General features: G+C 63.9%; 24 protein-coding genes. 6 read left to right on the top strand and 18 right to left on the bottom strand.

Annotation, left to right across the window (positions count from 1 at the left end; translation table 11 throughout):
- Window positions 1-100: 100 nt before the first annotated feature.
- The 8 genes from PE058_RS05215 to PE058_RS05250 all read right to left on the bottom strand — a co-directional run bounded on the left by PE058_RS05215 (window position 101) and on the right by PE058_RS05250 (window position 8,105).
- The gene (locus PE058_RS05215) at window positions 101-1,060 is read right to left on the bottom strand and encodes a flagellar motor switch protein FliM (protein WP_271030041.1); all 960 of its coding nucleotides are present in this window, start codon (window positions 1,058-1,060) and stop codon (window positions 101-103) included.
- A complete protein-coding gene (locus tag PE058_RS05220; RefSeq protein WP_020084297.1) occupies window positions 1,057-2,094 on the bottom strand; it encodes a flagellar motor switch protein FliG in 1,038 nt (345 codons plus the stop codon). Before PE058_RS05220 ends, PE058_RS05215 begins: the two co-directional genes overlap by 4 nt.
- A gap of 328 nt (window positions 2,095-2,422) precedes the next feature.
- Window positions 2,423-3,022, bottom strand: coding sequence for a L,D-transpeptidase (locus tag PE058_RS05225; RefSeq protein ID WP_271030042.1), 600 nt, complete (start codon window positions 3,020-3,022; stop codon window positions 2,423-2,425).
- A gap of 235 nt (window positions 3,023-3,257) precedes the next feature.
- On the bottom strand, window positions 3,258-3,644 hold the full coding sequence (locus tag PE058_RS05230) for a DUF4186 domain-containing protein (RefSeq protein WP_020084299.1): 387 nt from the start codon (window positions 3,642-3,644) through the stop codon (window positions 3,258-3,260).
- A 68-nt stretch (window positions 3,645-3,712) separates the two neighbouring features.
- Entirely contained in the window at window positions 3,713-5,569 is a 1,857-nt protein-coding gene (locus tag PE058_RS05235) for an O-linked N-acetylglucosamine transferase, SPINDLY family protein (RefSeq protein ID WP_271030043.1), read from the bottom strand.
- A 187-nt stretch (window positions 5,570-5,756) separates the two neighbouring features.
- Complete coding sequence (locus tag PE058_RS05240) at window positions 5,757-5,945, bottom strand: hypothetical protein (RefSeq protein ID WP_020084301.1); 189 nt, start codon at window positions 5,943-5,945, stop codon at window positions 5,757-5,759.
- A 119-nt stretch (window positions 5,946-6,064) separates the two neighbouring features.
- Window positions 6,065-7,441, bottom strand: coding sequence for a HAMP domain-containing sensor histidine kinase (locus PE058_RS05245; protein WP_271030044.1), 1,377 nt, complete (start codon window positions 7,439-7,441; stop codon window positions 6,065-6,067).
- Complete coding sequence (locus PE058_RS05250; protein ID WP_271030045.1) at window positions 7,428-8,105, bottom strand: winged helix-turn-helix domain-containing protein; 678 nt, start codon at window positions 8,103-8,105, stop codon at window positions 7,428-7,430. Before PE058_RS05250 ends, PE058_RS05245 begins: the two co-directional genes overlap by 14 nt.
- Before the next feature lie 604 nt (window positions 8,106-8,709).
- On the opposite strand from PE058_RS05250, the gene PE058_RS05255 reads away from it, so the two are divergent.
- Window positions 8,710-9,288, top strand: a complete 579-nt coding sequence (locus PE058_RS05255; RefSeq protein ID WP_271030046.1) for a hypothetical protein — start codon at window positions 8,710-8,712, stop codon at window positions 9,286-9,288.
- Window positions 9,289-9,361: 73 nt separating this feature from the next.
- Here the strand turns inward: PE058_RS05255 and PE058_RS05260 are convergent, their stop codons facing one another.
- From PE058_RS05260 to PE058_RS05285, 6 genes are all read right to left on the bottom strand, one after another.
- Window positions 9,362-9,877: a hypothetical protein gene (locus PE058_RS05260; RefSeq protein ID WP_156827179.1), complete on the bottom strand. Its 516-nt coding sequence runs from the start codon at window positions 9,875-9,877 to the stop codon at window positions 9,362-9,364.
- A gap of 44 nt (window positions 9,878-9,921) precedes the next feature.
- Window positions 9,922-10,212, bottom strand: coding sequence for a DUF883 C-terminal domain-containing protein (locus PE058_RS05265; protein ID WP_020084307.1), 291 nt, complete (start codon window positions 10,210-10,212; stop codon window positions 9,922-9,924).
- Window positions 10,213-10,286: 74 nt separating this feature from the next.
- Window positions 10,287-11,402, bottom strand: a complete 1,116-nt coding sequence (locus tag PE058_RS05270) for an AI-2E family transporter (RefSeq protein ID WP_271030047.1) — start codon at window positions 11,400-11,402, stop codon at window positions 10,287-10,289.
- A 46-nt stretch (window positions 11,403-11,448) separates the two neighbouring features.
- Window positions 11,449-13,035 carry a GTPase gene (locus tag PE058_RS05275; RefSeq protein ID WP_271030048.1) on the bottom strand — a complete coding sequence of 529 codons (1,587 nt, stop codon included), beginning with the start codon at window positions 13,033-13,035 and terminating at the stop codon, window positions 11,449-11,451.
- On the bottom strand, window positions 13,032-14,324 hold the full coding sequence (locus tag PE058_RS05280; protein WP_271030049.1) for a YcjF family protein: 1,293 nt from the start codon (window positions 14,322-14,324) through the stop codon (window positions 13,032-13,034). Before PE058_RS05280 ends, PE058_RS05275 begins: the two co-directional genes overlap by 4 nt.
- 132 nt (window positions 14,325-14,456) lie before the next feature.
- Window positions 14,457-14,840, bottom strand: coding sequence for a c-type cytochrome (locus PE058_RS05285; RefSeq protein WP_020084311.1), 384 nt, complete (start codon window positions 14,838-14,840; stop codon window positions 14,457-14,459).
- 182 nt (window positions 14,841-15,022) lie between these two features.
- On the opposite strand from PE058_RS05285, the gene PE058_RS05290 reads away from it, so the two are divergent.
- A complete protein-coding gene (locus PE058_RS05290; RefSeq protein ID WP_271030050.1) occupies window positions 15,023-16,867 on the top strand; it encodes a CHASE3 domain-containing protein in 1,845 nt (614 codons plus the stop codon).
- Window positions 16,868-16,882: 15 nt separating this feature from the next.
- Here the strand turns inward: PE058_RS05290 and PE058_RS05295 are convergent, their stop codons facing one another.
- The gene (locus PE058_RS05295; protein WP_020084313.1) at window positions 16,883-17,089 is read right to left on the bottom strand and encodes a hypothetical protein; all 207 of its coding nucleotides are present in this window, start codon (window positions 17,087-17,089) and stop codon (window positions 16,883-16,885) included.
- Window positions 17,090-17,398: 309 nt separating this feature from the next.
- Here PE058_RS05295 and PE058_RS05300 point away from each other — a divergent pair, with 309 nt between their 5' ends.
- Window positions 17,399-17,632, top strand: a complete 234-nt coding sequence (locus PE058_RS05300) for a hypothetical protein (RefSeq protein ID WP_020084314.1) — start codon at window positions 17,399-17,401, stop codon at window positions 17,630-17,632.
- Between the two features lie 97 nt (window positions 17,633-17,729).
- Here the strand turns inward: PE058_RS05300 and secD are convergent, their stop codons facing one another.
- Window positions 17,730-20,252, bottom strand: a complete 2,523-nt coding sequence (secD, locus tag PE058_RS05305; RefSeq protein ID WP_271030051.1) for a protein translocase subunit SecD — start codon at window positions 20,250-20,252, stop codon at window positions 17,730-17,732.
- 108 nt (window positions 20,253-20,360) lie between these two features.
- Window positions 20,361-20,729: a hypothetical protein gene (locus PE058_RS05310; protein WP_156827180.1), complete on the bottom strand. Its 369-nt coding sequence runs from the start codon at window positions 20,727-20,729 to the stop codon at window positions 20,361-20,363.
- A gap of 420 nt (window positions 20,730-21,149) precedes the next feature.
- Here PE058_RS05310 and PE058_RS05315 point away from each other — a divergent pair, with 420 nt between their 5' ends.
- The 3 genes from PE058_RS05315 (at window position 21,150) to PE058_RS05325 (ending at window position 23,797) form a co-directional block, all read left to right on the top strand.
- Window positions 21,150-22,448: an MFS transporter gene (locus PE058_RS05315; RefSeq protein WP_271030052.1), complete on the top strand. Its 1,299-nt coding sequence runs from the start codon at window positions 21,150-21,152 to the stop codon at window positions 22,446-22,448.
- Window positions 22,449-22,559: 111 nt separating this feature from the next.
- Window positions 22,560-23,147, top strand: coding sequence for a TetR/AcrR family transcriptional regulator (locus tag PE058_RS05320; RefSeq protein WP_020084318.1), 588 nt, complete (start codon window positions 22,560-22,562; stop codon window positions 23,145-23,147).
- Between the two features lie 164 nt (window positions 23,148-23,311).
- The gene (locus PE058_RS05325; protein WP_020084319.1) at window positions 23,312-23,797 is read left to right on the top strand and encodes a hypothetical protein; all 486 of its coding nucleotides are present in this window, start codon (window positions 23,312-23,314) and stop codon (window positions 23,795-23,797) included.
- Between the two features lie 15 nt (window positions 23,798-23,812).
- Here PE058_RS05325 and PE058_RS05330 read toward each other — a convergent pair whose 3' ends face one another.
- Entirely contained in the window at window positions 23,813-24,532 is a 720-nt protein-coding gene (locus PE058_RS05330) for an MOSC domain-containing protein (protein WP_271030053.1), read from the bottom strand.
- Window positions 24,533-24,626 lie beyond the last annotated feature (94 nt).

The raw sequence follows: 24,626 nt of genomic DNA on the forward strand, positions 1-24,626 counted from the left end.
GAACCGCTCTGGCCGCGGGGCGGCAGGCTTAACGAAGCGTAAATTTCAGAGCGTCGTTCACGCGCCCCGCGGGCAGATGACGCAGTGCGACTGTCTCGCGTCAGCGCGCGGGAGAGCTCGAGATCAGATCCGCAACCAGCTCCTTCTGCCGGTCGATCGGCTGCTCGACGACGAGAGCGAACTGGCTCTTGGATTGCGCGAGGCGGCACCAGAAGAGGCGCTCGTCCTGACATTCGAGGGCGATCAGGCTCTTGGTGTCGGCGTCGAGGCGCAGGATCTGGCCGGGCTCGAGCGCCGTAATCTCATCGAGCGTCATTTCCGGACCCTCGAGCACGCCCTTCAGAAGCATGGTTGAAGACGCAAGTCCGTCCTGCATCTTCTTCTGCCACTCGGGATCGACGCTGGTGCCGTCCAGCGCGCGAGACCGTTCGAGCAGCTTGCGGATCGGATAGAGCGCCGATTGCGGAATGATCATGAACATACGCCCGCCGTTATCCAGGATCTGAAAGAGGATCTGGACGGCGATGACGGGCACGTCGGTCTGGCCGAGGATCTGGAAGTCGAGCTTGGTTTCGAGCTTCTCGAGATCGAGATTGACGGGCGTGATCGGGTTGAGGAGGTCCTCCAGCTCGGGAACGACGATGCTGAAGACGCTGCGGGCGAGGCGCGCTTCGAGCGAGGTGAAGGGCCGATCGGCTTCGAAAGGCGGCATGCTGCCGTCACCGCCGAAAGCTGCGTCGATCAGCGAGAAAATGAAGCGGCGGTCGAGGCCGATGACGATCTTGCTGTCCCACTGGCGGCAGTAGTAGATGCCGGCGATGCTGTCCTCGTAGGATTCGAGAACGTCCCAGGAATTTCCGCTTTCCACCTGGTTGACGAAAAACGACGAGGGAACGTTGCAGTAGTCGCGGAAGCGCTCGGCGAGCGTAGTCACCAGGCGTTCGAGCACGCCTTTGAGCACATGCAGGCGCTCGACTTCGAGCTTGGGGGGCTCCAGCAGCTTGTCCGTGCCGGGCTGGCCGCCGGAGTGGCGGATCTCTGCGTATTCCTCCCGCATCATTCCTCCTCCGAATTCCCGATCTCAATGATACCTTTTTCGATCATCTCCATCGCCGCGTCGGCGATGGCGCGCCGTGCCTTCTGAACTTCCTTGGCACTGGCCTTCTTGCCCGTGGCGAGCTCCTGCTCGATCATGCGGCGGGCGCGCGCGGGGGTAGCTTCGAGGATCAGCTCCGCCATCTTCGGATCGGCGCCGAAAAGCGCCGTGATGGTGCGATCCGCCGGAACGCCGTCGAACAGCGTGACGAGGGCCGGCTGCGAGAGACGCATCAGATCGTCGAAGGTGAAGAGCAGGCCGCGCACGACCTCGGCTTCCTTCGGGCGATGCTGATCGAGATCGGTCAGGATCTCGTCCATCTGCTTGCGATCCATCTTGTTGATGATGTCGGCAAGACGGGCGTGGATGGTGGGGCCGGTGTTCTTCGCGCTCTTGTAGAGCAGTTCTTCCTTCACGGCGCCCTCCAGCAGCATGATCGGCCGTTCGAGCACGATCTTGAGCGCAAGCATCCGGCGCATGATCTCGTTGCGCAGCGGGGTGGGCAGCATCTTGAGGGCCGCAGCCGCGTAGGCAGGAGGCGTGCGTGACAGGACGAGCGCGGATACCTGGGGATGCTCCTTCGAGAGATACTGCGCTGTCGAAAGCTCCGGCACCTCGCCGAGCTTGATCCAGATCGATTGCAGCGATTTCGAGCGCACCTGAGACATGATCTCGGCGATCTGCTCCGGGGGCACGACACCGGCGAGGAGCTGCTCGACCTCGTTGGCGGTCGCGACGAGATCGCCGCCCGTGCGCAGGCTCATCGCGAATTCTTCGATGAGGGCGTCGAGCGTCTGCTTCGAGACCGCGCCGAGATCGGTCGCGGTCTGGGCGATGAGTTTGATGTCGTCTTCGTCGAAGTGCTTCAGAAGGCGCGAGGCGACCTTCTTGTCCATGGAAAGGAGAAGCGCGGCCACCTTCTTGGGGCCGGTCAGCTCGACGTTCTCGACGTCGTCGCCACCTCTGCTGGATCTTCTCTCGGCCTGCACCGGGCTCATCAACCGCTCAAGGGGCCACTGCTGCGGAGCGCGATCGGTTTTTCATCGACCCGCGCTCCAAGTCTTCCGTGAGACCGGTGCATCGCGCTCCGGAGAGGTCCGAAGCGAGCACGGCCTAGGCACCGTTCCTCCACGGGCCGCGTCCGGCCCGCTCCATCGCGGCTTGTAGATCACACAACGCGATCGAGACGTTCTTCGTGCTGGACGGAAGCCTAGCCAAAAGACTTGCTCGATTTGCCTTGAGCGAAGCTTGTGGGGGAGGGTGTGCTACAACTCGAAACGCGTGTTCTGAACGGAGCTGTGGCCCGGTTTCCCGGGCCACGTCAGATCAGCCAAAGCGCTGCCACGTCACGGTGACTTTGGTTCCGACCGGCACGCGCGGGTAAAGATCCAGCACGTCCTCGTTGTACATGCGAATGCATCCCTTGGAGACGGCGGTGCCGATGGTCCAGGGCGCGTCGGTGCCGTGGATGCGGTAGGCGGATGCGCCGAGATAGAGTGCGCGTACACCCAGCGGGTTCTGCGGATGGCCGCCCGGCACCCAGCGAGGCAGGCGCGGGTTCTCGCGCAGCATGGTGGGCGTCGGCGTCCAGCTCGGGTTCACCGCCTTGTTCGAGACACTCGTCACGCCCGACCAGCGGCTCTGCTCACGCGGTACGGCGATCGGGTAGCTGATGGCTTCGCCCCGCTTGTGGATCCAATAGAGCTTCCTGTCGCCGAAGGAGACGATGATCTGGCGCGGCTCATACTTCGAACTGAAGCCAACGACCGAGCGCGATCCGCCATCCCAGAGGAACGAGAACAGGTCCTGGGCGGATGCTTGCGTGGGCGTGAACGAGGATACGGCCAAGGCCATCAAGGCCAGCAAGGCGAAACGCGGTGTCGAGGGCAGGCGCGAACCTCGATCTCTGGAACGCTCGATCGTCATGCGAAAGGTCTCCCCCTTCGGTGTTGCGATGGACCCTCAAATTGCCGTGGCGGGCACGGTTTCCCGTCCGGTGTCCGGCGCGATGTCAGATAGGGTGCCTGGGAGGCGTTGCGGGCGCAAGCCCGTGCTACCCCGTAATCGGCATCACTTCCTGCCGAATGTGTTGCAAATATGCATCGTTGTGAAGCCGTCTATCGCGTCGGCGGAGCCGGGCGGATGTTCGAGTGCTGGTGGGTCAGAGAAGGCGTGGCTGGCGTGGCTCGCGACAGTCACCCGCGTGCTGTCTCAGCCAGTGCTCGATCACCGCGATGACGTGGTCGACTTCGGCGGCACCGAGCGGATGGCCTTGGCCGATGCCGTGCCATTTTTCGAGGCATCCCCGGCAACAGGTGGCTGTTGCGTGCTGGGCGATGAAGACGGGATGGCTTTTAAACGGTGTCTGCTTGCCGTCGTTCTCGGGAAAGGCGGCGGCGAGGCGCTTTCGGATGAAGCCGCGGGCTTGCTCCAGGATGCCTTCGAGGCCATGGGTTTCGAGATAGGCCCGTTCTTCAGCGCGAAGTTTGAACCTCTGTCGAAACGGCGACTTCGACAGACGCGCCAGAATATCCTCGATGTCCTGCATGGGACGCGATCCGACAAGGTGTAAGAGGGAGACTAAGCGCTCTCGGCCGCCTCTCCAAGTCTGCAGCTTCAAGTGGCGGCGGATTGGCACCATTCGCGCCAGCACTGACGGTAGAGCCTTTCCATCGCGCGGGTGAGCCCTTCGACATCGCCGAGCGCCGATCGTTCGCAGCGGGCTCGCAATCCGGCTCTCACTGCGGCGAGACCTTCGAGATCGCGCGCTGCGCGGGCCGCCTTGTCCACGTAGTCCTGGTCGTCGCGTGCGATCCAGCCGTGGAGATCCAGTGCTCCGAGCAGACTCGCTCCGAGGCGTCCGACCGGCGGACGATCGGTGAGCGTCAGCACCGGCACGCCCATCCACAAGGCTTCGAGCGAGGTCGTCCCGGCGTTATGCGGAAAGGGATCGAGCGCGATGTCGATCTCGTTGTAGGCGGCGAGCACGGCGGCATGGATGGGCGTATCACGGAGATCCAAGCGCGCGGCGGGGATGCCGTGCGCGAGAAAACGCCGGCGCACATCCTCCTGCGTTCCGGGGGAACCGAAAGGCTTGTTGTCGAGACGCAGGCGGCTGCCGGGGCAGGCGCGCAGGATGTCCGACCACACGCGCACGACGCGATCGTTGAGGCGGATGGGGCGGCCGAAATATCCGAATGTGACGTGGCCGTTTCGCAAGGCGGGAAGCGGTCCCACGGGAGGCATCGTCGGGGGAGGCTCGTAGGCGACGAACGGGCGATCCAGGTGGCGGGGCCGCTCGCTGATGAAGGCCTCGGAGCCGGCCGGCAAAAGGTCTTTGTCGGCGATGAGGCCATCCATCGCCAAGAGCCCCGTCGTGGTGCCGGTTCCGATCACGTAGGAAAGCTGCACGGGCGCGGGTTTGCGCGCAAACACCAGTTGGCGGTTGCCGGGCGAATGTCCGGCGAGATCCACCAGCACGTCGATCCGGTCCTGCTCGATCTGCGCGGCGACACGCTCGTCGGGCAGGCCCGTGATCTGCACCCAGTTCGAGATTCCCTGGAATTTGCGGCTGGTCTCGTCGACGTGACGCACATCCGCGTAGCAGTAGATGTCGACGGCGTTTCGATCATGCCGGGTCATCAGCGGGAGCATGAACACGGCGACCACATGATTGCAGAGATCCGGCGAGACGTAGCCTACCCGCAGACGGCGCTCGGGCTCCGGCGTGTTGGCATGGCGCGCGAGCGGCCGCGCGACGGGCTTCGCGTAGGCGGTATCATAGGCGGCCGAGGCGGCGCGAAGCGCGGGAGCGCTCATTTCGGGATCGTAAGTGAGGCAGATCAGCAGGCTCGAGTGCAGCTCCGGATCGGGCTGACGCGCGAGGGCCGCGCCGTACACCTGTTTGGCATCGGCAAAGCGGGCAAGATTGGCGAGCGTGCTGCCGAGGTTTCTCACCGCACCGACGTTGTAGCCGATGTCCAGCGCTTTCCTGAACGATTGAGCGGCGGCGATCAGATCGCCTTGCCGAAACTGAGCGTTGCCAAGGGTGACATAAACCTGAAGCGAGGTGGCGCCGTTGGCGATTGCGCGCCGTGCCATGGTCTCAGCGGCCGTGTAGTTGCCCAGATCGACGAGCACGTTCGCGTAGTTCGCGGCCGCATCCACAAAACTGGAATCGATCGCAAGCGCGCTCTCGTAGGCGTTCGCGGCCTCGGTGAGCTTGGCGGTGGCGCGATAGGCGGCGCCGAGGTTGTTCCAGCCAGATGCGGTGGGGTTGAGCGTAATGGCCCGCTGCAGGGCCTCGACGGCGCCGTCGTAATCGCGGCGTTGATAGTGCACGATGCCGAGGGTGAAGTGGGCGAGATCCTGGATGCGCCCTTGCGCGAGGAGGCTTTGCGCAAGCCTCTCCGCTTCGTCGTAGCGCGCGCCGACCAGGAGCGAGGAGAGCTGGACCGCTTCGTTGTCCGTCATGAGGAGGGCCGGGCTTCCTTTGCCGCCAGAAGACGAGACGGCGAGAATCAACCCGCCATCTCATCCTCCTAGTAGAGCACGAACTCCGCGATTGGAATCAAGCCGTCGCGGAGTGTGCTCCGGGCGCCTGGCTGCTCAGGCGTCTCGCGTTCGCGGCAGAGCCCGCTTTGCGAGCGTCGCTGCGTGATTACTCGGCAGGCTTTTCCTCGCTCGCAGGCGCGGCGTCGGGAGCCGGGGTGTCGGTGGAGGTCGTCGCCGAGCTGTCCGCCGGAGCTTCGGCGGCGGGCTGTGCATCATCGGCGAAGGCCGGAGCGCCATAGAGAGCCGCCGTCATGAGCGCGGCGAGTGCAACCGTTAGGACAGTCAGTTTTCTCATAGTCTGTCTCCTGTTCTAGGGTGTCGCCGACTATGTCGCAGCGGGTTTACCCTGGTCTGGAGGCGACCTTACAAATCCCGTAATGTGGATTGCCGTGAGATGATGCGCGGCTCGCTGCGTTACGGTCTTTGCGGAAACGTGATCGAGACCTTGAGGCCCGGGGCGTTGTCGATCAGGTCGATGCTGGCGCCGTGCAGGTCCGCGATGGCGCGCACGAGGCTGAGGCCGAGACCATGGCCGGGGCTCGAGCGCTCGCGTTCCAGCCGGTAGAAGCGCCGGAAGACCTTCTCATGCTCATCGGACGGGATGCCGGGGCCATTGTCGGCCACCGTAAGGTTGGGTTTGCGCGGATTTCCGGAGAGCGACAACTCGATGGTGGTTCCCGAGGGGCAGTGCTGGATCACGTTCTCGATGAGGTTGGCGACGAGCTGGAGAAGAAGCTCGTGGTCTCCGCGAATGGTGAGCGCTGCGGCTTGCTGGGCGTTCCATGCGAGGTTGAAGCCGCTGTCCTCAATGACTGGCGCGTAAGCCTCCGTCGCGTCGTCGAGCACCTTACGCAGGTCAATGTCGACGAAGCGCGCGCGCCGGTCGCCTGCTTCGAGCTGGCCGATGTTCAGAAGCGCTTCGAAGGTGGAGACGATGCTGTCCACCTCCTCGATGGCGCCATCGAGGATGGGCTTGATTTCGGAGTTGGCGGGCTCGGCATCGTAAGCGCTCTCGAGCTGCTGGCGCAGCCGCGTCATGGGGCGCTTGAGATCGTGGGCGATGTCGGTCGAGGATTGGTTGGCGCTTTGCACTAGGCGTTCGAGCTGGGTCAGCATCGCGTTGATGCGCTGGCCCACTTCGTCGAGATCGTGCTGGGACAGCTTGATGGGAACGCGCCGATCGAGCTCGCCGGCGGAGACGGCCGAAAGCGTGTTGGCGATGTCGTCAATGCGCCTTTGCGCGCCGCGCGCGAGGTAGATGCCCGATCCGACGCCCAGAATGACGGTGGCGAGCAGGCCCCATCCCAGGCTGCGCATCAGGATCAGCCGTGCCTGCTGCACCTCGCGGTCGCTGCGGCCGATCAGCAGCATGCCTTTTGAGACCGGGGTCCAGAGAGCGAAGAAGCGATCGCGGCCGGTTCCGTTCCCGGCGATGTCGGGCAGGTGGGAGCGTTCCAGCACCCGCCAACCTTCGAACGGGCGTTCGGTGCGGATGTTGCCGGCGACAATGGCGCCATTGGAGTCCTGGACGGCAAAGATGCTGTCGGCGTCGCGGACGGATTCCGCCTCGTCGACGACGACGCTCACCAATTCGTCGAAGCCGTAACGCCGGTCTATGGCCAGGAGCGCGTCTCGCGTGTGCACGACGCGCGCCCGCACGCTGTCCTCGAGGCCGGCTGCGAGGTGCACGATCAGAACCGCGAACAACGCCGTGACGCTGACCGTGATGATGAGGGTGAACGCGACGGCAGAGCGGACCTGCGTGCGCCGGAACAGATCACGGACTGTCATTGATGGAATAGCCGCTGCCGCGAACGGTGTGGATCAAGGGCTTGGCGAAGGGCCGGTCGATCTTGGCGCGCAGGCGCGAGATGTGCGTTTCCACGACGCTCGTGCGCGGGTCGAAATGGAAGCCCCAGACGCGCTCGAGCAGCATGGTGCGTGTGACGACACGGCCTTTGTTGCGCATGAGCGTTTCCAGGAGCACGAACTCCTTGGGCTGCAAGTCGATGCGCTCTTGGCCCCGTTTCACGACGCGGCTACCGACGTCGAGCTCGAGGTCACCGGCTCTGAGGATGTCTCCCTCCGACCGCATGGGCGCACGCCGTCCGAGGGCGTTGACGCGGGCGAGCAGCTCCGCGAAGGCGAACGGCTTCACGAGATAGTCGTCGCCACCGACGTCGAGACCTTGCACGCGATCGTTCACCCCGCCAAGGGAGGTGAGGAACAGGATCGACACGTGGCTGCCGGCAGTTCGCAACGTGCGGGCCAGCGAGAGGCCGTCGAGGCCCGGCAACATGCGGTCGAGGATCACGATGTCGTAGTTCTCGCGAATCGCGAGCGCGAGGCCGTCCTTGCCGTCGGATACGACGTCGATGGTATGCCCCGCCTGGATGAGCCCCCTCGAAACGTAGCGCGCCGTCTCCTTGTCATCCTCTACGAGAAGCAGACGCATGCCGGAACTCCCTGGGTCGCGACGTGGTCCTGCCATCCCTGTGGCGCGCATGTCCATCGCCTCTTCTTTCCGCGTCTATAGCACCAATCCGGCGGTGCCAAGACCGCATCTGGCCCGGGGTAGCCGCGCGTGCACGACCGGCTTTCCCGGGGTTGGGGGCCGTCCCAAGTATCTGACGGACCCAAGGTTTTCCGCGTCGCCGTGATGGCGGACCAGCGCCATCGAAGTTACGGCATATGAAAAGAGCCCGAACACCTTTTGGGGCGTTCGGGCTCTGACACCCAGCAAGGTTGGGTGCCTATTCCGGGCAGCACTCGAGGGGGGACCAATTTGTTCAGGAGCTGGCTGTGGGCAACACGAGGAAGCCCACACTCAGTGACCGCCCGACCCTGATCCTAGGGGGCCATTCTTACCCCCGTATGTCCCATACTTTACAATTCCCGTAAGCTCACCATTCCGTCTGAGTGCCGTCTTGGTCGTCCGCTAGATTGCCTCCGGTTTTGCTCAAGGGGAGCTTTGCGGTCGGGATATGTGTGGCCTCGATCGCCCCGGCGGGCGACATCATTCTCTCGGTATTTTCAAACATCACAGATGGGGAACAGGGATGAAGTCTCAGGGCGTTGTCCGCGTGCTCAAGCTTGCCGCGGTGGGGTTGGTGGCTGCGGTCAGCTTCGCGAGCGCGAGCGTTGCGCGCGAGTGCAAAACGGAGCCGATCGTGGCTGAAGGCGAGCCGGCCCTCTCGAAGAACCTCGGCGCGTATCAGAACTCGCTCTTTGCGTGGCGCCGCGCGGTGGCCGAGAAGGTGGGGCCCGAGTTCAACTCGTGGCGCTATGCAGACGCGCGTACCGTGGATTGCAACGAGGTGAAGACCCCGAAGGGGCAGCGCTGGGTGTGCAAGCGCAAGGCGATCCCCTGCAAGGATACGCTCTCAACCGTGCTTTCCGGTGAAAAGCTCGAAAAGTTCACCTGTAAGGGCGAGGCAGTCTCCTCCTATGGACGGCGGGAGAAGACGGAGGCGGAAGCCATCAACCAGGCCAAGTGGGCCTGGCGTCTCGATGTCCGCAAGAAGTACGACGAGAGCTGGGCGAAGTGGGATGTCGCCAAGGATGCCGATCACGACTGCCGCAAGATCGGCACGAAGTATCAGTGCATCGGCGTCGCGACACCCTGCAAAGAGAAATAGTCTCAGCCAACACAAGAGGTCCCGCCCGGCAACGGGTGGGACCTTTTCGAGCGCTTAAGCTCTTCGAGGCCGATCACGCCGCGGGAGGCGCGGCGGCCAGATCTCCCTCTGACGGCGTAGAGACGGTCTCCGCGTTCTCCGCGAAGCGCGAGATCACGAAGCCGATCAAGGCCAGCAGCAGAATGAGCGGCAGATTGCGGCCGACGCCCCTAACGATGCTCGGCAGTGCTGCCGGCGCCGCAGAGGCAAGGAACGCTTTCACCTCTGGTGTCAGCAGATCGGAGGCATCGGGTCCGGTGCTCTCGGCCGTGCCTTCGGAGGCGGTCGAGGGTTCCGCAGGCTGGCTCTCAGCCGGGCGTGCACCCGTGTTTATGACGGCCATCGTCACAAGCCCGATCAGGGCGAAGAGCGCCGCCATGATGGCGTAGGCCGTGACGGAGCCGTAGATCTCGACAAGCTTCACGGTGAGGGCGGCGGTGGCGAAGCCGCCTGCAATGACCAGGGGGATGGCGATAGCCGCGCGCCCCACATACTTTGCGACGACCGAGTCGATTGTGGATTCGGCGCGCCTGAAGAGGCCTTGGAACATATCGCGCATCTCCCCGGATTGCTTTCGACGTTATCTTCGTGCGCTTAAGATTTCCAAAGCGCGCCGATGATGAAGCCGAGGCCGGCGGCAACGGCCAGCGTGGTGAGCGGCTGCTCCTTCACCGACTTGTCGACAGCGGTCTTGAAGTTCTCGGCGACGACCTGCACTTGCTCGGTGGCCTGACGGCCTTGGTCGGCGACGTTCTGCACCACGCGCTCGATCTGCTCGCCGGTCTTCTCGGCCAGGTTCGCGGCCTTGTCGGCGAGATCGTCGGCGGCATTGCGGCCGTAATCGCTCGTGGCGCGCGTGCTCGTGCTCGAGGTTGATTGTGCCATGGGGTGGAGCTCCTTGTGTATGTGGGACGGCCTTTGCGGCCTGCGCGTTCAACGCAGATCCCCGTCACTTGGTTTCATGCCGGCAGCTCGGGTGCGTCCTTAGGGAAGAGATGGCGGAACGTGACGGTGGTGGTCATCAGAATGGGCACCGCGACGAAAGCGCCGATCGGTCCCCACATCCAAGTCCAGAAGCCAATGGCGAGAAACACGGCGAAGGGGTTCATGGTCATGCGTTTGCCCATGAGCGTGGGCGTGATGAAATGGCCTTCGACGGTGGTCATGGCGATGTAGATGAGAGGTGCGACTAACGCTTCGGAAATGCTGGGGAAAGTGAACAGCCCTATGAGGAACAGCACGGCCACCATGATCACGGGGCCGACGTAGGGGATGTAGTTGAGGACCGCAGCCAGCACGCCCCAGAGCAACGGGTTCGGGAGGCCGGCAGCATAGGCAAGGATCGTGGTGGCGAGACCTAGGCAGGCGTTCACGATGGTGAACGTGCCGAAATAGACGGTGGTGTTGCGCTCGATGTCAGACAGGATCTTGAGTGCCGTCAGGCGCGCATCGCGGTTCGGCAGGATCAGGACGGAACGTGCTTTGATCTGCTTCTGATAGATCATGTAGAAGATGAGGGCGCCGATGAAGAGGATGCCTTGCGTGACCGCAGGCGTGAGGATGCTCACGATGCCGCCGACGATGTTGGTGCTCTCCTCCACATGAAGGCCGGTGCCCGCCTGGCCGGTGGCCTGACCGATGGCGCCAAGGATCTCTTTCAGGAACTCCAGCGGCTGCGCCATGGACTGAAGCTTTTCCTTGATGAGCGCGCCGAGCTCGGTCGCGCGGCCGAGCCAATAGGTGAGCGGCAGCGACAAGAGGGCCACGATGGTGAGCACGACCGCCACCATGGCAAGCGCCACGATCAGGACGGATGCGCTCCGCGGGAGCCCGCGTTTCTCCATCCAGGCGACGACGGGGAGCAGGATGTTGGCGACGACCCACGCGAGGATGACGGGAACGACCACCTCCTTCATGAGGTAGAGGGCCGCGAGGGTGGCCAGCGCGAACAGGCCCGTCACCGACACGTTCGCAACCAAGGCCCATGTCTCCTCGGTCGTGCGCTCGGCCCGCGCGTCCTCTTCGGCTCGCGCGCGTTCGCGTGTCTCGGATGGTACCTCTGCGATCATCGCCATGGGGCCGCTCCCGTAGTTTTTTCTGTTTTCTGCCGGTCCGCGCTGATCATGGGGGGCGTCCGGAGCGGGCGGGCTCTCTCTTGAAAGAGCCTGCGATGGCGCGGCCCGCGCCGCTGGCCTGGGACCACACGGATTTCCATGTCCATTTGTCCTTGAGATCGTGAAGGCAACGAAGCAGCTGCGCGCGCATGGCTTCGGGGACCGCGTCTGCGATGCGTTGCCAGAGCTGCTCGACGTTGTAGGGCGCGCCGGGATCGAGAAGGCTGACCGGTACGGTTTCGTCTGCTGCAAACCCGAGGTCGGCCGAGGCGGCGGACACCGCGTCGCGGATATTGCGCGCCTTCTCGCGATCGTCGGAGAGAAGCGCATAGGGCGGGTTCCACTCGCCAAAGGGACGCAGCCGGTCGATGTGGGTGGTGACGAGGATAAGAGGTGGCCGCCTGCGGTTCAGGCGCGCTGCAAAGTGAAGCCGCAAGGTTTCGAGCGCCTTTCGATCGATCTCACGGTCGGCGCGATGGGCGGCAACGACCCACAGAACGAGGTCGCAATCGGCTGCCCGCTCCATCAATTCCTCGAGCATCTTGGGATCGGTTCCGATGCCGGGGCTGTCGATCAGAAATGCGGCGGGAAAACCTTCGCGTTCGAGCACATAGGCGGTAAACGCCGAGGTGGCGGGCAGCGTGTCCGTCGCGGCCTTGACCTCGGTGGCGAGGGCGTTGACCAGGCTCGACTTGCCCACTCCCGTCTGGCCAGCAACCAGAATGCGAAGCGGCTCGGCGCGGATCTGGCTCATGGCGGCTTGATCGGCGGCGGTTTCGTCGGAGACGTGGGCGGCGAGCGCTGCCGATGTCACGCGCAGGCGCCCGCCGTAGAGATCGATCGCGGCGCGTCCGATCTCTGCGACGTAGATCTCCATGAGGCGGCGCGTAACCGCGTCCCGCCCCCATTGCATCATGGCCTTGGAAAGCTGCTCGCGCGCCTCCTGGACGGCGGCTGTGGCTGGATTTGCGAGCCTGATCACGCGCCACACATCGTAGACGCGCTCAGCCGTCTCGAGGAGGCCGCGCCGTCTGTAAAGCGCGCGAACCTGGGCGATCGTGAGCCGGTCGCCGAATGGAACGCTTTCCAGCATGAAGACGCGGAGCTTTCGGCTGACACGCTCGATGATGGCGAGCGCTTCCGGTGTCGTGAATTGCCAGAGTGGATCGCTGCGGCCGGGATGAAGGCGTTTCGCCACGGTCTCGATGGCATCCTGTCCGAGCTTGAGAAGGCCGCCGGTGGTGGTGATCCGGGCCGGGTCGGTGCGGCTGGCGAGCGCCTGAACGTCCATCCAGGCTTGCTCCTCGAGCGGGGACCAGCCGGGATCGGGCCGTGTCGCCGCCTCCTCCGCGGCTGCAGTTGCGGGGGTTTCCTCTGCGATTTCCGGTGCCTTCGGAAGCAAGCGGCGCTGGGCCAGATAGACAGCCAGGACAGCGGCCAGCGCGAAGCCGGTCCAGTAGAGCAGATAGCCGTTCTGCCAGAGCCAGATGCTGCCGAGCGGAATGAGCGACAGGGCCGGGATCAGAAGGCCGAACGCGATGAGAATGAGAGAGGCCGTTCGGCGCGCGCTGCGGTTGCCGGAGGGGGTGCTCATGGCTGTGCCCCGCGATCCCGGTCCGCAAGCCGACGCTCCTTCGCCATACGGAAGGCGTCGCGCAGGGCCTGCTGGTAGATGGCGGCAACGCTCTTCGTGTCGGTGTTGCCGAGGCGGCGGCCATGGAGGTAGGCGACGGCGGCTTTGCCGAGTGCGTAAGTGACGGCAAAGCTCGCGGCTGCCGAGGCGGCCGCGCCCGCGGTTTGGCCATAGACCGGCAGGAATTTCGCGAGCTGGCGGACGCCGATTCCCGTTGCGACGCGTGCGAGCGTGCCCGCTCCCAAGGCTGCGGTCAGCTCCGCGTAGGCGCGCCGATCCCACGCGATACCATAGAGGCCGCCGAGCTGGCTCAGCATACGCGCCTGGATGGTGGAGGCGGCAATGGCACCGGCAACCGGGATGGGGACGAGGTCACTTCCGGCGGCGGCCATGGCATGACCCATTACGATTGGATCGGCCGAGCGTGCTTTTGGATCGGCCTCGAAACCGGGCATCGCCGACAACGCAGCGAGCATGCCGGCGGGGGCGACGCCAGCGAGGGCTTCGGTGAGCGCATCGAGCCCGTAGTCGCTGGGCGGGAGCCTGTCGTCGGATCGGGTGAGATCGACGGGGACGAAAAGAAGCGGGCCTTTCCCGGGAAGGTCATCGAAAAGCGTGCGCTGATAGGCGAGGCTGCGCATGAGGTCCGTCGGAATACGCTCGACGGCTTCCCGTGGCGATCCCGCCTCGAAGGGATAGGGGAGGATATGGCCCTCTCCTGGCCGGTAGGCATCGTGAAGGCTCGTCTGCGCAACGACGATGGGCCAGTCCGGATGGCGCGCCCGCACCTTGCGCAGGGTGTCGACCACGGCACCCTGGCTCGGGTCCATGGCCCGCATGGTTGTGAGGATGAGGTGAGCATTGGCCTCGTTGAAGGCCAGATCCTCGGCGGGATCGTAGGCGGATTCGCCGAGGCCGCGGGTGTCGAGGAAGCGCAGGACCGGCGTCTCGGCAGGGAAGGCGTAGATGCGCGAGGTGCGGGTGCACGGGCGGAAGCCATCGCCGATCTCGGCATCCGTGCTTTGGGTGATCGCGCGGATCACGGAGGTCTTGCCGCTCTGAACCTTGCCGAGCAGCCATACCACCGGGGCGTTGAGGCGGGCGGTTTCGGCGAGTGTAGACTCAACCGTTGCGCCGGATGAGGTGCCTGCATGTGCCTTGGCGCCGTTCACGCTGTCCTTGCCTGACGCGCTTTTCTCCTTCGACGAGCCGGGCAGCACGCCCCTCAGCGCCGCAGCCCATCTTGTCATAGGGATGCCTCTCACCCGAAGAGTTGTCCGAGACTGCCGCTTGGTCCGGCAGGCCGCGCGGTGACCGAATGAACGCCCCAGGACGCGAGAAGTTCCCGGGGCGTGGGCCGTCAGGCGGTCTTGGGGTGGAGTCTAAGACTTCGATTTTGTCTTCAGGAAGTCGATGATCAGCTTGCGCTGCTCTGCGTCAGCCACGCCCGCAAACGGCTTCATCGTGGTGTTGGATGCGAGCGCGGTGGGGTCGGTGATGAACTTGTCGAGGGTGGCTTCGTCCCAGGTCATGTCGCTGGTGAGGCTACCCGAATAGTTGGCGAAGCCGTGGACTTGGCCCGCCTTCGCGCCGAAGATGTTGTGCAGGCTCGGACCGAGGCGGTTGTCGCCGGGATTGGTCGAATGACAGTTGCGGCAGTGGGTATTGAACGCAACTTGGCCGGCGTCGTCTCCTGCGCTGCCTGCGGCAAAAACCGGGGCGTACCAAGCGAGACCTACAACCAGGGGGAGGAGTGCCTTGTGCATTCTTGGCTCCTTTTTCTTGGTTATTTTCCCTGAACACCGGCGCGGGGGCATCGGTTCCGCCGTTGGCGGAACTTCACAAACCTACCCGGGCTTTCACGCGGCGCGGCGTCGCCTAAGCATTGCTTAGCGAAAGCACATCTGGGATATGTGCTCGGGCGGAGGCGCAAGGGATCAGGCTCTCGATGACGAACACCGTGTTTCACGTGCTCAAAAATCGTGTGCCTGAAGTCGCTGGCGCGGCTCTGATCCTCATATTTGCGATGACCATCTGGCTAGGGACGCGGTACGTCAACCAGGCCCATTGGGTGCGCCATACGCTCGAGGTCGAGACGCGGATTTCCGAGATCTGGTCGCTTTTGCAGGATGCCGAGATTGGGCAGCGCAGCTTCATCCTGACGGGCGATGACGCGTTTCTCACTCCGTTTCTGGAAGCCAAGGCGAAGCTTCCGGACAAGCTCGCGGACCTTCGCGTGCTCGTGGGAGACAACTCGGACCAGGCCAAAGCCGTGGCGTCGGCGCTTCCGCTCATCGGCAAGCGCATCGAGGTCGCCGACCAGACGATCGAGCTACGCAGGAACAATGGGTTCGAGGCGGCGCTCGCGAAAGTGCTCGACCGGCAGGGCCTCGAACTGATGACCGATCTGCGGGAGCGCTTTCGCAGCATGAGGCGCGAGGAGCAGAACCTGCTCGATGCGCGTGAGGACGCGGCCGATCGGACCATCGCCACCTTACTCGTCGCCATTGCGCTCGGACTTTTCGCAACACTCGGCGCGCTTGCGGCCTGGATCGTCAACACACGCAGGAGTGCTGTCGAGATCGCGAACGCAAATCAACTTCTCAAAGCTTCGATTGCGGAGCGAGAGGCGGCGGAGCTTCAGATCCGCCAGATGCAGAAGGTGGAGGCGATCGGCCAGCTGACGGGTGGCATCGCGCACGACTTCAACAACATGCTGGCCGTGATCGTGAGCGGTGTGGGGCTCGCGCAGAAGCGCCTCGCAAAAGGTGAGGCCGGGGCAGAGGCGTTTCTCGCCGGAGCGCTCGACGGAGCGAACCGGGCCGCGACGCTCGTCAAAAGACTGCTTGCGTTCTCACGCCAGCAACCGCTCGCGCCCAAGCCCATCGACGCCAACAAGTTCGTGGCCGGAATCTCCGAGCTCATCTCGCGTGCGATCGGAGAGGCGATCAGCATGGAGACCATCCTGGGCGGGGGCCTATGGCTGACCCATGCCGATCCCGTGCAGCTCGAAAGCTCGCTTCTCAATTTATGTGTCAATGCGCGCGATGCTATGCCCGAGGGCGGCAAGCTCACCGTGGAGACGGCCAACTGCCACCTCGACGATCGCTATTCGCGCCTCCATCCCGGTGTTCCGGCCGGCCAGTACGTGCTGATCGCGGTCACCGATACAGGCACGGGCATGTCGCCGGAGGTTATGGCGAAAGCCTTTGATCCATTCTTCACCACCAAGGAGCAGAGCAAAGGCACCGGGCTTGGGTTGTCGCAGGTCTACGGCTTCGTGAAGCAGACCGGGGGCCATGTGAAGGTCTACTCGGAGATCGGGCAAGGCACGACCATCAAGATCTATCTGCCTCGCTACTATGCCGGCGAGGCCGAGCGGGCCATCGAGGAGACGTCGGGCGAGCGCCAGATCGGAGGCACGGAGACGATCCTGCTCGTGGAAGACGATGCGCGTGTGCTGGAGCTCACTGCGGCCGGCTTGCGCGAACTCGGCTATACCGTGCTCGAAGCGCGCAATGCGAGTGAGGCGCTGGTCCAGATCGGAAATGGCAAGAGCGTCGATCTTCTTCTGACCGATATCGTCATGCCCGAAATGAATGGCCGGAAGCTCGCCGACCGAGCTCTTGAGTTGCGGCCCGATCTCAAGGTCATGTTCATGACCGGGTTTACGAAGAACGCCGTCGTCCACAATGGCGTTCTGGACGCTGGCGTGCACTTCCTCGCCAAACCGTTCACGCTCGAGGAGCTGTCGAAAAAGATCCGCGAAGCGCTCGAAACCCTGCGAACCTGACGGCGACGACAGGCTTCAGGTGTGGGCGAACATCTTTGCAGGCTGGCACGTGTAGCGCGTGACGTAGAAGTTTGGGTGCGCCTCCACCCATTTCGCGCCTTCTATCTGAGACGCGACGAGGCACCCCATCATTCCGACGTGCTCTTCGAGCTGAATAGGGTTCTCCTGCCTGCATGAGGCTCCGACGAGAACCGAGCATACCGTGAATATCAACTCATACATTGGGGCGCTCTCCAGCCTGTTGCGGCTGGCCGGGTAATCGCGGGCGATCAGCTTTGGTTCCCGTATATGCCAACGGAAGACTGTTCAGCATGGGGCGCGCGCGGAACGGAGTGTGCACGCTGACCGTTCTCTAGGAAGATGCTCACTAGAAGAGGAGTGTACGCTTTGCTGTTGCGCTATCGCAAAACGCGAGCTGATCCTCGGTGGCGCGCTTTTGCCGGATCAATTGCGCTTTGCGCATTCTTCGGCCCTGCCGCCGCGGTCGCTCAACCGTCGCCTTCTGGCGCGCCTGCTTCGCCGCCCGAGGTAATGGAGCCGCCATCCGAAAGCCCGGCACCACCGCCCGATCCAAGCACCGGGGGCGACAAGCCGAAGGAGCCGCTGTCGAAAGAGCTCAAGGAAGGAGAAGGCGTTCTCGAGCCGCCGCGCGGAATCGATCCGAAGATCCAGAAACCCATCCCCGACGACTTCAAAGGCAAGATGCCGGTCATCCCGCCCCCGAGCGATACAGGGGACCCGCCTCCGCCTCTGCCGCGGAAATGAGACAACTCAAAAAACAAAGAAAACCGCGGCTGGTCATCCAGCCGCGGTTTAGTTCCGCCGCGCGTTCGAGGTTTGACGAGGAGTTGCGACCCGGTTGCTATTTGGCGGGTAGCGCTCCTTCGGGTGCGGCCGGTGCCGGTCCGCTGCGGCGGAGATAACGCTCTCCGATGTTCAGAAGGATCGGTGCCGCGATGAAGATCGACGAGCTTGTGGCGAGCACGAGACCGAAGAGAAGCGTCAGCGCGAACTCCCGTAGCGCGGGGCCGCCGAATGCCGCGAGCGGGGCGATCGACAGGAACAGAGCGAGGGATGTCCCGATAGTGCGGGACAGCGTCTCGTTGATGCTCTTATCGACGATCTCGCGAAGCGGCGTGCGCTTGTAGCGGACCAGGTTCTCGCGGACGCGATCGTAGACGACGACCTTGTCGTTGATGGAGAAGCCCATGATGGTGAGGATGGCCGCGATCGAGGTCAGGTTGAACTCGAAGCCCGTGAGGGCAAGAAAGCCAACCGTCTTCGTGAGATCGAGGAACATCGTCACGATCGCGCCCACTGCGAACGGCCACTCGAAGCGGAAGGTGATGTAGGCGAACATGGCCACGGCGGCGAGGCCGAGAGCCCACATTCCATCACTCAGCAGCTCGGCGCCGACCGAGGGGCCGACCACCTCCACGCGGCGGATCTCCGTTCCGGGCGCTGCTTTCTGCACGGTCTCGCGTGCGGTCTGCAAGGCGGCCTGCTGCTGTTCGGGCGTTCCCTGCGGATGCTCGAAGCGCAACAGCACGTCATCCGGGCCGCCGAAGCGCTGGACCTGGACCGGGCCGAGGCCCGCATCGGCTAGCGCGCTTTGCAGCGTGGGTGCATCCGCGGGGGCCGGCGTCTTCGCCTCGATCACCACGCCGCCCGCGAAGTCGATGCCCATCTTGAGGCCGGGGTGGAAGGCCAGCCCCAGAGACGCAAGGCTGATGGCGGCCGATACGATGAGGCCCGTGTAGCGTGCCTTCATGAACTGGATGGTGGTATGATCGGGGAAGAAGCGGAAGCGCGTCCCGATGCTTAAAGACTTCGGGCGCGCGTACTTGATCCACGTTGCGGTGAGCAGGCGGACGAGCACGATGGCCGTGAAGATCGACACGACGATGCCGAGGCTGATGGTGACCGCGAAGCCGCGAATGGCGCCCACGCCCACGACGAACAAAATGAGCATCTTGATGAGCGTGGTGATGTTGGCGTCCATGATGGTGGTGTAGGCGCGACGGAAGCCGGTCTCGATCGAGGAGATCACGCCGTTGCGTTTGGTCAGCTCCTCCCTGGTTCGCTCGTTGATCAGGATGTTGGCGTCGACTGCCATGCCGAGCGCCAGCAGAATGCCCGCCATGCCTGGCAGGGTGAGGGTTGCGCTCATCATCGATAGGCCGGCGATGGTAAGGGCAAGGTTGGCGAAGAGAGCCGTGGCGGCGAACAAGCCGAAGCGCCCGTAGGTGGCGATCATGAAGCCGACGACAAGCGTGAAGCCCGCGATTATCGAGTAGAGACCCGCCCGGATCGCGTCCGCGCCAAGGCTTGGGCCGATGGTGCGCTCCTCGACGATGGTGAGCGGCGCGGGGAGAGCGCCCGCGCGCAGCAGCACGGCGAGATCGTTTGCCTCCTCCACAGTGAAGTGTCCGCTGATCTGGCCTTGTCCGCCGAGGATCGGCTCGCGGATGACCGGGGCGCTGATCACCTTGTTGTCCAGCACGATCGCGAAGGGCTCGCCCACGTGCTTCGTGCTCGTGTCGGCGAAGCGGCGGGTGCCGATGGAATCGAGACCGAAGTCGACCACCCATCCGCCCGCGTTGCGATCCATTGCGGCGTTGGCGCGGGTGAGGTTCATGCCGTCCACCTCCACGTGGCGGCGCACGGGAAGCTTGGCGGTGCCTTCGGCCTTGTTGGCCATCGGCAGCATTTCGATATCGGGACCGGCGGCCGTGCCCTCCGGCGCGACGAGGCGGAAGGTCATTTTCGCCGTCGAGCCCAGCAGGCGCTTGATGCGGTCCGGGTCGGAGACGCCGGGCAGCTCGACGAGGACGCGGTTCTGGCCTTGACGGGCTACGACCGGCTCGTTGACGCCCGTTTCGTCGATACGGCGGCGCACGATGGAAATCGACTGTTGGATGGCTTTGCTCGAGAGATCGAGCACGCCTTGCGGATCGAGCGTCAGGGTGATGATCGCGCCGTCGGTGGTGGTGACGAACACGGGCGCACGCGAGGGGCCGTCCACGCGTTCAGCCAGGATGTCTTTCATGGCTTGTCGAGCGGCGCCCATGTTGGCGGCGTCCGTCAGGGTCACCGTAACGCTATCCTTGCCGGAGACCACCGAGGTGAAGGGGACACGGGCTTTGCGGAGCGCCTCGGCCGTGGAGGAACGCGCGCTTGCGATCCGTTCCTTGATGACGGAGTTCATATCCACCTCGAGCAGCAGATACGAGCCGCCCTGGAGATCGAGGCCGAGGTTGATGCGAGGTTGAGGAACCCAGGAGGGCAAGACGCCGGGCTTTATGAAGTTGGGGATGCTGAGCAGGACGCCGAGCAGGCACACGCCCAGGATCAGCAGTGTTTTGAAGCGCGAGAAATGAAGCATTGTCGCATTCCGATATGGCCGACACCGCCGGGAGGCGTGCTCCGGGCGGTGGGCGGGAAATTGGCTATGTCAGGTAAAAAGGCGCAGCGGGCCGATCAGGCGACCGGCTCAGGCGACAGGCGGTGCGCGGCTGCGCCCATCGCGAACGAGCGCGACGGCGATGGGCAAACGAAACGCGCCGGGCAAGGCCAGACAAGTTTCGCGGGGCCAAGGATCGAAGCTTTCGCTGCGTGAGAGGGCGGCGTCGGGGGATGTGCCGCCGACGCTGGCGTCCGGGTTGGACGCGTCGAGCCGGACGGAGGCCGACTTGCCGGCAGTGCGGGCATCGAGGCCGTGATCCGCAATGGAAATGCCACCCGCCGTGCTGGTGGCAAAGCCGAAGCCGGATGCGAAGCCAGCGAGCGCACCAAGGACAACCGCCAAAATGGCGGCCCAGGGGCTGCGGGTTTTCTGCCGGCTTGCGGGGCTTTGCGTCACGGCCAGGGGTCCAACTTCACGATGCTTCCAACATAGGCCGGTTGCGGGAAATAGCTAGGGAGGGATTGAGCGCAGGGGGATGGCGCTCCTGCAAGTCTCTGGCGGATCAGAGATGTTTGTTGAGCATTGGTGCGTTTGGATGCGCTTTCTGGGTCGCCCGGCCCTCGATGCGAAGGCCGCTTTCTGATGCCCGCAGAGGTGCGTCGATGCAACTCCTGGGCGCGTCTCCGATATCGAGAGTTTGCCGCCGGGGGGCGAGCCAGGAACACCGGCGCTGGTCAACAAGTCCGGACTATTATATTATGTCCATAATTTAATTCGGCTTGTGCCACGCTGATGACGAGTGGCGGACGAGGGGCCTATGATGGACGCCGCACGGGGCGATTTGCAATTCTTGGACACGATGCGAGGGCGCGGGCTGTGATCTCGAACGCGCTTGCGGGTGTGCTGCGCCGCCATGATATCCATTACGGATGGGTGGTGGTGGCCGTTACGTTTCTCACCATGCTGGTCACGGCCGGTGCGGTCGGTGCCCCCGGCGTTTTCATCGAGCCCTTGGAGAAGGAATTCGGCTGGCGACGCGATGAAGTGTCGGCTGCGCTCGCGGTTCGCTTTGCGCTTTTCGGTTTGATGGGGCCGTTCGCCGCCGCGTTCATGAACCGCTTCGGCGTGCGCCGGGTGGTGCTGGCTGCCCTCTCCCTCATCGCCGCTGCGCTCACGGCCTCGCTGGCCATGAGCGAGATTTGGCAGCTCGTCGTGCTCTGGGGCGTCGTTGTCGGCATCGGTACCGGTCTCATGGCGATGGTGCTGGGCGCGACGGTTGCGATGCGCTGGTTCTCGGCTCGCCGCGGCCTGGTGCTCGGTCTGCTGGCGGCAAGCTCGGCGTCGGGGCAACTCGTCTTTCTTCCGCTGCTGGCGCGCCTTACCGAGGCTCTCGGGTGGAGGACGGCGCTGGGCGTGGTGTGCGGTGCCCTGCTGTTGACTGCGCTGGCGGTGCTGGCCCTGATGCGGGATCGCCCTCGGGATGTGGGATTGCCCGCTTATGGCGAGAGCAAACCCGACGAGCGTGAGGTGCCGGTTTCCGGAGGGCTCGGGCAATCTCTTCTCGCGCCGCTCCTAATCCTGCGGGAGGCTGTGCGTGTTCCCGTCTTCTGGGTGCTCTTCGGCACGTTCTACATCTGCGGCGTGAGCACCAACGGGTTGATGCAGACGCACTTCATTCCCTTCTGCGGCGACTTCGGGCTGGTTGCGACGAGTGCGGCCGGTCTGCTCGCGATGATGGGTGTCTTCGATTTTTTCGGAACGCTTGGTTCGGGGTGGTTGTCCGACCGGTTCGACAACCGGTGGCTTCTGTTCTGGTACTATCTCTTGCGCGGGCTCTCGTTGCTCTACCTTCCTTTCAGCGATTTCACGATAGTGGGGCTCACGATATTCGCCTTGTTCTATGGGCTCGACTGGATCGCGACTGTGCCGCCCACGGTGAAGCTCACGGCCGAGCGGTTCGGAGACGGCAAGGCCAACATCGTGTTCGGCTGGATCTTTGCGGGACATCAACTGGGGGCGGCCTCGGCCGCCTATGGCGCGGGTCTTTCGCGCACCGTCTACGACACCTATTTGCCTGCGTTTTTCGTGGCGGGTGGTCTTTGCATCCTCGCCGCACTGGCATTTGCAGCGCTCAGAAACTCCGAGGGGCCGCGCCGAGCGCCTCTCGCAGCCTGACAGGCAATTGATCTCGCGCAGGGCGACGTGCCGCATATATTGGCAGGATCATAAATAGCGTGTGCTATTCGGCGGCGATGATCGCGGCCCAAAAATAAGAGGAGAGGAAGCATGCCCCGCGTTTCCCGCAAGCAGGCGGATCAGCACCGGATCGACGTCATCCGCGCGGCGTCGCGGCTTTTTCCGCAGCATGGCATCGATGGGGTCAGCGTCCCGTCTCTCATGGCGGAGGCCGGGCTTACGCACGGCGCGTTCTATGGTCATTTCCAGTCCAAGGAAGCGCTGGTCGTCGCAGCGTGCGACGAGGCGTTCGAAGCGAAGCGCAAGTACTATGACGATCTCATTGCGCGTCATGGCTCCGACGCCGAGGGGCTGCGGGCAGCATTCATCAAGCGCTACACGCGGCTCAGCCACCGGGACGAGCGGGCGGAAGGCTGTCCGATTGCGGCGCTCTGCGGGGATATAGCCCGCAATGAGCGCAAAGGGCCAATCCGGTCTGCGTTCGCGGCGGGTGTGATGTCGCTGATCGACAGGCTGCCTCAGATCCTGTCGCGGCGAAAAAAGAAGGCTTCGCGGGAGGAGGCGCTCACGACTGCCAGTATGCTGGTCGGAGCGCTGGTGCTGGCGCGCGCGACGGAAGGGCATGCGATCTCCGAGGAGTTCCTGTCCGCCACGCGCAAGGCGCTGCTGGAGAGCTAGGGGCCTGCGTGTGAGGGACCGGCTGTTTTCCTCCTTTGCGGTTTTCCGTCTTGCCTTGGGGATTTCGATTGCGGTTTCCCCGGTTGCAGGTATTTTCATGATGCTGATAATCTTTTAGGGCTCACATTCTGTCGAATGTTCGAGAGATCTATGCTGGGGGCAAGATGATTTTCGGGCTGGAAGGGTTCACGCTTTTTCACGTTGCGCTGAGTCTCGTGGGTATTGCCGCGGGTTTTGTGGTCGTCGGCGGCTTTTTGTCGAACGAGCGGCTTGATGGCGCGACACATGTATTCCTTGCGGCGACGGTGGCGACGAACGTGACAGGCTTTGGATTTCCGTTCGTTCAGCTGCTGCCTTCCCACATCGTAGCGCTCATTTCGCTGGCGGTGCTCGCTGTTGCGGTCTATGCGCGTTACGTCGCTCAGTTGTCGGGTGCGTGGCGCGGGATCTACGTGGTGTCGGCTACGCTCGCGCTCTATCTCAATGTGTTCGTGCTGATCGTGCAGACGTTCCTCAAGAACCCTGCGCTTTCGGCGCTGGCCCCGACGCAATCCGAGCCTCCATTCGCCGCAACTCAAGGGGCGGCGCTCGTTCTGTTCGTGCTGCTCGGGATTGCGTCGCTTCGCAGGTTCCGGGTGTCAGGGGCCTGACAGACAAAGGGGCAGTCAAACCTCGCCGAGGAGGCGCGGCGCCCAGTCTTCGACAGCGTGTTTCTCGATGCGGCGTGTGGCCAGCGCGCGCCATCCGGCGGCGAGCTCTGCAATCTCCGCCATTTTCGCCAGCTCGTCGTAACGGCGCGTGTCGCGGTAGAGCAGCGTGATCAGCCGCGAGAGCGGCCAGGTCTCGTGCATGCGCTCGACAAGCCTTAGCTCGTCTCCGGGATTTGCCTCGCCTTCCTCGATCACGCGATAGTACCAACCGGTGCGGCCGCTCATTTGCGTCAGCATCGACATGTCGCGGCGTGAAAAGCGCGCGTTGAGCTTCCAGCAGGGCTGCCGTCCCTGGCTGACCTGAAGCACGGCTGATCCGAAGCGCACGATGTCGCCGATGTGGACGTTCGATTCCGTCCATCCGGTGGTCGAGAGGTTCTCACCGAATGCGCCGGGCGCGCCGAGAAGGGCGTGCTCGCCGATCTGTGCTTTCCATGCCGCATAGTGATCGAATGGATAGTGATGGACCGCCTTCTCCGGGCCGCCGTGGTTCTTCTGATCGGCCTGCTGGTCGCCAGCGAGGCCTGTCCGTGTCACGCGCCATGGGCCGTCGAGCGGCGTTTTGGCGATGGCGCTCATCCGCTCCCGCTCATCGACGGGCGCGATGCGTCCTGCGAGGACTACGGGCGCAACGGCGGGAAGTTCGGGTATTCTCGTCTCGCTCACGTGCGGCACTCCAATTTCGGACGGTCATCATAAGCCAAAAAGGACCGGCACGCGGGGTGCCGGTCCAAGTTGCTCGCAGGCCTAACCCTTGTTGGAGGAAGCG

Source organism: Hyphomicrobium sp. DMF-1 (genome assembly GCF_027886585.1).
GTDB classification, from domain to species: domain Bacteria; phylum Pseudomonadota; class Alphaproteobacteria; order Rhizobiales; family Hyphomicrobiaceae; genus Hyphomicrobium_C; species Hyphomicrobium_C zavarzinii.

Coding starts and splice junctions, on each gene's coding strand:
- PE058_RS05215 (WP_271030041.1), bottom strand. CDS start 1,060: ATGATGCGGGAGGAATACGCAGAGATCCGCCACTCCGGCGGCCAGCCC.
- PE058_RS05220 (WP_020084297.1), bottom strand. CDS start 2,094: ATGAGCCCGGTGCAGGCCGAGAGAAGATCCAGCAGAGGTGGCGACGAC.
- PE058_RS05225 (WP_271030042.1), bottom strand. CDS start 3,022: ATGACGATCGAGCGTTCCAGAGATCGAGGTTCGCGCCTGCCCTCGACA.
- PE058_RS05230 (WP_020084299.1), bottom strand. CDS start 3,644: ATGCAGGACATCGAGGATATTCTGGCGCGTCTGTCGAAGTCGCCGTTT.
- PE058_RS05235 (WP_271030043.1), bottom strand. CDS start 5,569: ATGACGGACAACGAAGCGGTCCAGCTCTCCTCGCTCCTGGTCGGCGCG.
- PE058_RS05240 (WP_020084301.1), bottom strand. CDS start 5,945: ATGAGAAAACTGACTGTCCTAACGGTTGCACTCGCCGCGCTCATGACG.
- PE058_RS05245 (WP_271030044.1), bottom strand. CDS start 7,441: ATGACAGTCCGTGATCTGTTCCGGCGCACGCAGGTCCGCTCTGCCGTC.
- PE058_RS05250 (WP_271030045.1), bottom strand. CDS start 8,105: ATGCGTCTGCTTCTCGTAGAGGATGACAAGGAGACGGCGCGCTACGTT.
- PE058_RS05255 (WP_271030046.1), top strand. CDS start 8,710: ATGAAGTCTCAGGGCGTTGTCCGCGTGCTCAAGCTTGCCGCGGTGGGG.
- PE058_RS05260 (WP_156827179.1), bottom strand. CDS start 9,877: ATGTTCCAAGGCCTCTTCAGGCGCGCCGAATCCACAATCGACTCGGTC.
- PE058_RS05265 (WP_020084307.1), bottom strand. CDS start 10,212: ATGGCACAATCAACCTCGAGCACGAGCACGCGCGCCACGAGCGATTAC.
- PE058_RS05270 (WP_271030047.1), bottom strand. CDS start 11,402: ATGGCGATGATCGCAGAGGTACCATCCGAGACACGCGAACGCGCGCGA.
- PE058_RS05275 (WP_271030048.1), bottom strand. CDS start 13,035: ATGAGCACCCCCTCCGGCAACCGCAGCGCGCGCCGAACGGCCTCTCTC.
- PE058_RS05280 (WP_271030049.1), bottom strand. CDS start 14,324: ATGACAAGATGGGCTGCGGCGCTGAGGGGCGTGCTGCCCGGCTCGTCG.
- PE058_RS05285 (WP_020084311.1), bottom strand. CDS start 14,840: ATGCACAAGGCACTCCTCCCCCTGGTTGTAGGTCTCGCTTGGTACGCC.
- PE058_RS05290 (WP_271030050.1), top strand. CDS start 15,023: ATGACGAACACCGTGTTTCACGTGCTCAAAAATCGTGTGCCTGAAGTC.
- PE058_RS05295 (WP_020084313.1), bottom strand. CDS start 17,089: ATGTATGAGTTGATATTCACGGTATGCTCGGTTCTCGTCGGAGCCTCA.
- PE058_RS05300 (WP_020084314.1), top strand. CDS start 17,399: ATGGAGCCGCCATCCGAAAGCCCGGCACCACCGCCCGATCCAAGCACC.
- secD (WP_271030051.1), bottom strand. CDS start 20,252: ATGCTTCATTTCTCGCGCTTCAAAACACTGCTGATCCTGGGCGTGTGC.
- PE058_RS05320 (WP_020084318.1), top strand. CDS start 22,560: ATGCCCCGCGTTTCCCGCAAGCAGGCGGATCAGCACCGGATCGACGTC.
- PE058_RS05325 (WP_020084319.1), top strand. CDS start 23,312: ATGATTTTCGGGCTGGAAGGGTTCACGCTTTTTCACGTTGCGCTGAGT.